At 41.6% G+C, this 7,873-nt stretch carries 6 protein-coding genes and 1 pseudogene; 4 read left to right on the top strand and 3 right to left on the bottom strand.

From position 1 onward, the window contains the following. Nucleotides 1-479: 479 nt before the first annotated feature. Entirely contained in the window at nt 480-1,247 is a 768-nt protein-coding gene (locus FJ444_RS16755; protein WP_140960200.1) for a DNA methyltransferase, read from the top strand. A gap of 7 nt (nt 1,248-1,254) precedes the next feature. Here the strand turns inward: FJ444_RS16755 and FJ444_RS16750 are convergent, their stop codons facing one another. Continuing rightward, nucleotides 1,255-2,568: a site-specific DNA-methyltransferase gene (locus FJ444_RS16750; protein ID WP_140960198.1), complete on the bottom strand. Its 1,314-nt coding sequence runs from the start codon at nt 2,566-2,568 to the stop codon at nt 1,255-1,257. Nucleotides 2,569-2,629: 61 nt separating this feature from the next. On the opposite strand from FJ444_RS16750, the gene FJ444_RS16745 reads away from it, so the two are divergent. Next, a complete protein-coding gene (locus FJ444_RS16745) occupies nt 2,630-4,252 on the top strand; it encodes a hypothetical protein (RefSeq protein WP_140960196.1) in 1,623 nt (540 codons plus the stop codon). Nucleotides 4,253-4,496: 244 nt separating this feature from the next. Here the strand turns inward: FJ444_RS16745 and FJ444_RS16740 are convergent, their stop codons facing one another. Both FJ444_RS16740 and FJ444_RS16735 read right to left on the bottom strand, forming a co-directional pair. Then, entirely contained in the window at nt 4,497-4,757 is a 261-nt protein-coding gene (locus FJ444_RS16740; RefSeq protein ID WP_140960194.1) for a helix-turn-helix transcriptional regulator, read from the bottom strand. A gap of 591 nt (nt 4,758-5,348) precedes the next feature. Beyond that, complete coding sequence (locus FJ444_RS16735) at nt 5,349-5,567, bottom strand: antitoxin Xre/MbcA/ParS toxin-binding domain-containing protein (protein ID WP_140960192.1); 219 nt, start codon at nt 5,565-5,567, stop codon at nt 5,349-5,351. 410 nt (nt 5,568-5,977) lie between these two features. Between FJ444_RS16735 and FJ444_RS16730 the strand changes: the two are divergent. Continuing rightward, nucleotides 5,978-6,511: pseudogene (locus tag FJ444_RS16730) on the top strand (amidohydrolase family protein); the annotation flags it as partial. After that, a complete protein-coding gene (locus tag FJ444_RS16725; protein WP_140960188.1) occupies nt 6,508-7,779 on the top strand; it encodes an amidohydrolase family protein in 1,272 nt (423 codons plus the stop codon). The pseudogene FJ444_RS16730 and the gene FJ444_RS16725, both read left to right, overlap by 4 nt. Nucleotides 7,780-7,873 lie beyond the last annotated feature (94 nt).

The following is a 7,873-nucleotide window of genomic DNA, read 5'->3' as shown; positions in this document are numbered from 1 at the left end:
TCGCTGTGTCCTGCCGGGTGATTCTGTGCAAATTGGGTAGTAAAAGGGCTTAAAGAATGCCCGATGTGCTAATTAGGTACTAATCGCTGTGTCATGCCGGGTGATTCTGTGCATATTGGGTAGTAAAAGCGCTCAGAAAGTGCCCGATATACAAATTGGGTACTATTCGCATGGCTTGTTGGATGATTCTGTGTAAATAAAATACTAATTACTGTGTGGTTCTGTAGAAATTAGGAAGTAATAATCAGGCTTTAAGGTCTAGATTGGGTACAATTACACGAAAATAAACAAAGAACGTATAGAGTACCTACTCAGAGGTAAAATGGCAGTAGCTAAACTACTAGTAACATATGGATAAATGCAAAACGCAATGGTTGATTACATACAAAATTCTCCGATTTACTAAACGATGTTTAACTATATTTTAAATTCGCTCATAACCTTTCAGGTTGGTTATAACGGACTAGAGGATTCTTTAATTGCTAGAAAACGATGTTGCTGCTAAAGATTTAAGTTTGGTTATTAAGTCAGAACTGAACAAAAATGGCTTGGTAATTTTACCACCAATGGACGTTTCTACATCTTTTGAATTGGTATCAACCAATGTTGGTGATATTGACGTATGCATGCTTGACCCTTGGTATAATAAAGGTATCGGTGGTGTCAGAGATGACTATAATGAGTTTGTAATGAGCTTATTGACGAAAGCTTCAAGAATCTCCCAGCACGTTTTTTTATGGGGTTTTCCAGAGATAGTAGCAAATTTTGTTTCGAGGATTCCCTCGCCTTTAGAGTATAACTGCTGGCTGACTTGGTACTATAAAAACAATCCTTCTGTAATACGTGGTTGGCGATCCGCCCAGCAAACTTGTTTGCATTTATCACGCTCCGAAGCCCAAATTTTCCTAGAGCCTTTCTTAACAGAAAAGCAACTTCAAAAAAAAGAGGAAGGAAAACTACGCTATATTCCGGGGCCACCAAGCGTTATTGAAGCAGCATTAAATATTGGTTTTATAGGACGAAATGAACAAACAGGTCATCCTGCACAGAAACCTGAAAAGGTATATGACACTCTCTTCAAAATGACTGCTAATTCAGAAAGCCTCGTTTTTGACCCTATGGCAGGCTCTGGCACAACTGGTGCAATTGCAAACAAGAATGGCTTCAAAGCAATTTTGTGCGATCATAATCCTGATTATATTGAACTTATGGAAAAGCGCTTAGGACTGAAAAGAGTTTCTCTGTAAGTTTCACTTAGGAAGTTGCTTCTATCTTTTCCTCAAAGTATGCGTCATATAGAGATATACAAGTATATGAGTAACTCTGGTCAATCTTCTGAATTTTATTCAATCTCGCGGTAACGATATCGGAGATTTTCTTATAGCCTAATTCTCGAGCTGCGTGATTATTCGGTATGGGGGTATCGTTTTCCATGAGCAGACATTTTCTATTTCCTGAATCACCTCTATTGAGCGAATGAACGGCATGCGCTGTTGTACCGGAACCTGCAAAAAAATCTAAAACAACTGCATCTTTTTCACCGCAAACATCAATTATTTTCTTGATAAAATCAATAGGTTTAGGAGTGTCAAATATCTTACTACCGAACATTTCAGTAATTTCGTTAGTGGCTCTTTCGGTATAAAAACTAGTGTCGGACCAGATTGTTCTGATTTTTCTTCGCTTTGGTTCATCACCACCTTGAGACGCGTAGTTTTTAACGTAAATCACTCCTTTTTTACTTGCAAACAATTGCCACTGTCTCTTTCTTGCCGTCTCAGGTCCCCACAGCCACCGACGCTCCATTCCCTTTGAATCGGTTGGATAAACAACTTCCCAACCGTCAATAGGATCAACAGAGACTTTCCCAGAATTACCATCAAAATAGAGTGGGTAATACATATTTGGCCTGTCCGTTCTCAAGCTGGCATCACCCTTTTTTCTGAATAAGCCGTCTGTACGGAAGGACCCATATTCATCAGACTTAGGATAAGCGCTGTCGTCCAATTCTCCAATTAGAGATGAATCAGAAGTATTACCATAAACAAGCAGGTATTCGTGATTAGTAGCTACATTTTTTTTACTACCTTTTCCGTTCTTTGAGCGGCAAACGATGACACAGGCAATAAAATTATCTTCGCCAAATATTCTATCCATCAATAGCTTGAGGTACGCTAACTCGTAATCATCGATGCTTATTGTTATCACACCAGATTTTTTTAACAGCTCCTTGGCCCAACATAGTCTTGGTAACATAAAACTCATCCAAGAAGCATGACTTCCAAACAAAGGATGGTTGTTTGATTTTCTGTTGTCTTGGTAAATAAACTTTGAACCAGTGTTGTATGGTGGGTCTATGTAGCAAACATCCACGACTTGTGACGAATGTAATGCTAACTCTTGCAAATGGACTAAGTTATCACCAATAAATAACTGCGTATCATACTGGTCAAGCGGAAAATTGTTCATACAGTAAGTACTGTCTTTATCAATTGAAGCATCATGCTCAACATCTAGACCTAGAGAATTCGCTAACTTACTGATTTTTATATTTGTTAATATTGACATGTCCACACCTCTTATTAAGGTTATTATACCTTAGGAAAACATAAAAACATAAGGATGATAGATGAGGTTGTTACCTGAAAATATAAGTGTCTCAGAACAATTAGATGAATTTGATCAGTGGATGACTGCAAAGCTAGAGCGGGTAAAAGACACTGAGAAGTTTAATATGGAGATCAACTCGATTTGTGACTGTATTGAGAGACTATCTCTTCGTTTAAAAAGCTTCGGAGATCATAACGATTGTGAAATCGACAAACTTTGCTTGGCATTGATCGACGCTTGCTCTGAATTAGTTTCAGGTGATGATTTCAGCTCAGATGAGACGCTCATTTCGGAATTCATCGACTCCTTTTTTAATTTGCTTTTCTTAACTTCCGGCGCTACCGATAATAACTTAAAGAATCATTTTTTAATTAAACTGAAAGACGACGAAATAAACCCGATGATACCGAAAAGGGGGCCATCGAAGAAAACAATTAAATTTAAGTTGGTACAGTTACCCTCCACAACAAAGTCTGATTATATCTCAAAATTATTAGCGGGGTGTTTAGTCGGATCACATGAGGCTTATGCTCAAAATGTGGTTACTGAACCTTTGTTTGATCTTTATGAATACCTTGCTGTTTTTTTAAAGGAATACACCAGCCTTATTCTTGAAGATCAAGATGAAATAATGCAATTTTGGGCCATTTGCAGTTCATACATTCGTCTCAATGACACCCAAAATGAGATTAATATGGGCAAGTACCTCCTTAACTCTTGCACTATTTTTAAGGTGAGAGGCAGCGTATCTGCGTCAGGCGGCCACATCCCTGAAGATATCCTTCGTGAGAAATTAAATAAGATAGGTCTTAGACCAAATACCGACTACAACCTCAATGATGTGATTGTAGGGGAACAAGTGGTTCAAGAAGGAGGAAAACGGAAGATAAAAACGAGAGCTTACGATTTTATTCTTCCTTTTAACGTAAAAAACTGGGAACCTAAACCCAAATTGTTCATACAGTCACAATTTTATGCTGGTGATTCGGGCAGTGTCTCTCACAAGGTGGTTGATCAAACTCAAAGCTCTAGAGCTTTTACGTTAGAAAAATACCCAACTGCAAGGTTTGTTGAATATCTTGACGGAGCTGGCTACTACGCGTCTTTGAGAGGAGATCTACAGCACATGCTAGCTTTCTCCAACACAGCTTCGTTCTTTCAAGTTAAGAGTATTCTCGTAAGGCTTCGAAGAGAACTACAGGTAATCAAGTTTCTGACACCGATTGATTTAGAGCATGTGTTACTCACCACAATGTCAAATGATAAAAAAACAGTTATCAAAGAGTTGGCTGATCAGGAGTATCCTGAAAACGAAATAGAACGAGTTATCAACACCTGTATTGAAGAAGGGTTTATCGAAAGTACTGCAACAGATATTTTTATTAATCAAAACAGAATCGAAATTGCGAGGCGTTTGTTAATTCTTGATGTTGCGGTAAACAACGCCAGTACAATTTCGGATAGTCAGCGATATTCACAAAAATACCTTATTTTACCGGGTTATGGCCGAAACTATGGTGTATTAGAGTCCGAGCTTAGTGAAGCCTTTTATCAAATATGCAAGCAACATGTGCCTTCAGCTCCAACATTCTCAAAAGATATTGAGTGGCTCCTTGATGAAGGGGTTGTAAAACGCCGTTAATATCTGAATATTGCAAGAGTGTATGACGGGGTAACATTATATGAAATTATGTTACCCACTAACGTACTTTATACTCAGTTGACGATTTGAGTCTCAGAAAGTTGTTTGAACGACTGCAAGTGGCGCTTAGAGGAAGAATGAAATGACTTTCGTATATGTCTGTTGTTTGTCTGAATCGGGCAAGTCAGAATCGATCTGAAATCTACATTTGTACTTTGTCAGGTGGAGTTGAATCTTATTCAAGTTAGTCATCGCCGAATAGTTCAGCAAGTTCGTCAAGTTGTGGCACCTCATTCCGTTTCTCAGTAATAGTAATTTCTAAGTCAAGCAACTCAAGATACTTGCGAAGATATTTAATCCCACCGCTAAACAGTCCCTTTTCTATTTTAATTATTTGTGGCTTACTGAGTCCTGTTCGCTCAGACACATATGCTTGTGTCCAGCCTCGCTGTTTTCGCTTCTCTTTCAACATATCGCCATCAAAGTATCCAACCGTATATTTCACACTTTGCTCTCAAAAAGTAATCATATAAGTACATTCTGGGTAAAATGCTCATAAAAGTAAACATATGGTTACCTTTTACTGTCCCGTTAGAAAAGTCATGTAGCTATGAATAAACTTCTGTTTAAGCTTTTGCTGTAAATGGTTGGCTTGATATATACGATAGATGATTAGTGCATTCTCGATAAGAATGCTAGCTCTACGAATGCGGAGCTTGATTAGGGTGTTGCTTCCGGTTCACCTATTTCCTCTTACGTCTGGCGTAAGCGCTAGCGTATGTTAGGATCCGACGTTACTCGCTCAAAACACCTCGTAGCTAGCGGGCGGGGAGGATTTTTCAAACCGACTTAGTCTCCCTCTTAACTGCTGTGATTATCTCTCGCAATTTCACGCTTTGCAAGTTTCTGCCCACATACACTTAAAAAGCGCGACCTGCTTTTATTAGCATTAGGTGTATTTTGACTACTAATTCGAGGAAGGTCGCTCTGGAGCCAAACCCAATCTTACAGATGGTAGGGACTTTTGTTACAAACCAGCCCGAACAGGCTTCAAACATATTCGTATAAGCTAAATGGCTAATTATGACGGTTTACCTTAAGCCATTTCGCCATACTTCATTTCTTCAACTATTTGAAATAGTTGCTGACGTCGCTCAGCCGTATCAAACATATTTCTGGGACGTTCGCCATTCAGAACTGGTAGGGGCAAGTCGAGCCACTCGTTAATGGTTGTATCATCGTTGCAGAAAAACATTCTTAATTCTTGCTGCAATTTTTCGATCGTAATTTCTACATCTTCTGAATCTGCTGACATGTCTCAGTCTCTTAATGTGCGAGTAGTTTTAGTATAGCGGGTGATCTGGACGCTGTATGCTCAATTAGTTAGCGACATTAAATACAGTAAACACAAACTGTTTATAGCTAATTTAAAAGAGAGTGACATTGCGTGAAATTCCACCCCGTAGAAATAAAGGAGAGTTAAACGGAGCAGAAGGACGTTGCACGTCGCTTTGATGCGGGGGAAATTCTAGTGGCTGAAGAAGTGTCAATTTGCAAAATATGTAGCCTAACATCTTTAGGTTAGTAATTATTTATGTTGCAGATTTAGTAGCTACCTTTTTTGTACACGACTTTGTGTGCAGTGATAAGAGTAAGTCAGTAAAATTAAGAAGCAACCTACCCACCCATACAAAAATTGTATTATTTTCCTTACCGTTAAGGATCATGATGAAGGAATTTGGCTACCAGATCTATTCGTTTCAACACGCCGTTGAAGCATACAAAATAGCTGACATTCTGGCCGAAAATAACGTGTGTTCTGCCATGTGGGCAGACTGGTGGGGCTTTAAAATGGAAGCCTATGACGGCATTCGCGAAAACGTGCCTATGGTGCACAAAGCGGGCGCTTGCGCCATTGTTCACTCAGACAGTGATTTAGGTATTCAGCGCCTTAATCAGGAGGCTGCCAAAGCCTGGGCGGATGGCCGTCGTGTCGGCATAGATATCCCTCAGGAGCAAGCCTGGGTTTGGCTATCTGCCAATCCGGCGAAATCATTGGGTATTTTCGATAAAACCGGCTCACTGGAAACAGGCAAAAATGCCGATGTAGTTCTGTGGACGGCCAATCCGTTTTCTACCTATGCCAGGGCAGAAAAAGTGTATATCGATGGGGGGCTGGCCTACGATTTGAACGATCCACAGACCTGGCCGGTTGGTGATTTTGAATTAGGTCAGGTAGGCGAAGGAGACAGCAAATGAAAACGCTATTATTAACGGCTGCACTCCTGTCAGTAAGTGCCTCGGCCATGGCTGAAAAAATTGCCGTTGTGGGTGGCAAGGTGTTTACCGGTACTGCCCAGGGGACTCTGGAGTCTGCAACAGTATTGATTGATAACCACAAAGTGGTGAGTGTCGCCAATGGCACTACTGTACCCGCTGGATACACGGTTATCGATGCTACCGGCAAATACGTAACGCCTGGACTGGTAGGGGCTTATACTCAGCTGGGTTTGGTTGAAGTGGGCATGTCTGCGGGTACGGTAGACAGCGCTGTTACTGCGCTGCCAGTGTCGAGCACCGGGGCCGCATATGATGTGAGTTATGCAGTCAATCCCGATTCTACGTTAATGGCAATCAGTCGGGTTGAGGGGATTACCTCTGCTGCAACCACAATCTCGAAAACCGACTACCTGTTCCACGGTCAGGGCGCGGTGATTACGCTGGACGGTGATGCGCAACCGGTACTGAAACCCAGGGCTTTTGTAGCGGTGAATGTGGGCAATGCGGGGGTTGATGATGTCGGGGGATCACGTGCGGCGCTTTGGGTAATGCTGGAGAATGCCATTGTGGAGGCCCAGGAAGCACCTAAAACACTTTCTGCTACCACAGAGTGGCATGGCATTAACAGCCGGCTCGATGTAAAAGCCTTAAAGCCGGTATTAAATGGCGATGCACCTTTGCTTATTCATGCCGATCGCGCTGCCGATATTCGTCAGGTTATTGCCTTTAAACAGCGTCATCCAACTATTCACGTGGTGTTAGTGAAAGGCATGGAAGGTTGGCGAGTGGCTGATGAACTGGCCGCTGCAAAAATACCTGTGATCATCGACCCCGAGTTTAATCTACCTGGTGGATTTGATCAGATGGGGGCTACGTTAGCAAATGCCGCGCGACTACATAAAGCAGGCGTTACTGTGGCTATTGGCATGGAAACGCATAATATTCGTCTGGCTACTCAGCATGCGGGCAACGCCGTAGCACATGGATTGCCTCATGATGCTGCGTTAGCTGCATTAACCGTGAACCCTGCGAAAATTCTGGGGATGTCGGAAACTATTGGCAGTTTAAGCAAAGGAGCAAGAGCGGATCTGGTGATATGGAGCGGTGATCCGCTGGAAGTTACCGAAGCGGCAGAAACTGTGCTGATTAACGGTGAGGTTGTTGAACACACATCCCGTCAAATCAAACTTCAACAGCGGTATCAGGAATTTGCTGACTCACCCAAGGCGTCGCAATACATCAGATAAGCCGTGATTGTTGATGATCATTAAGCCTGCGCCCCGCGCTATGCGGGGCGTTTTCTGTTTGTACAAATACAAACAAACGTATTAAAAATGATAA

The organism is Aestuariibacter sp. GS-14, assembly GCF_006494365.1.
In the GTDB taxonomy this organism is placed as follows: domain Bacteria; phylum Pseudomonadota; class Gammaproteobacteria; order Enterobacterales; family Alteromonadaceae; genus Alteromonas; species Alteromonas mangrovi.
The sequence above is the reverse complement of the archived record's forward strand: the minus strand, read 5'-3'. Positions and strand labels throughout refer to the sequence as shown.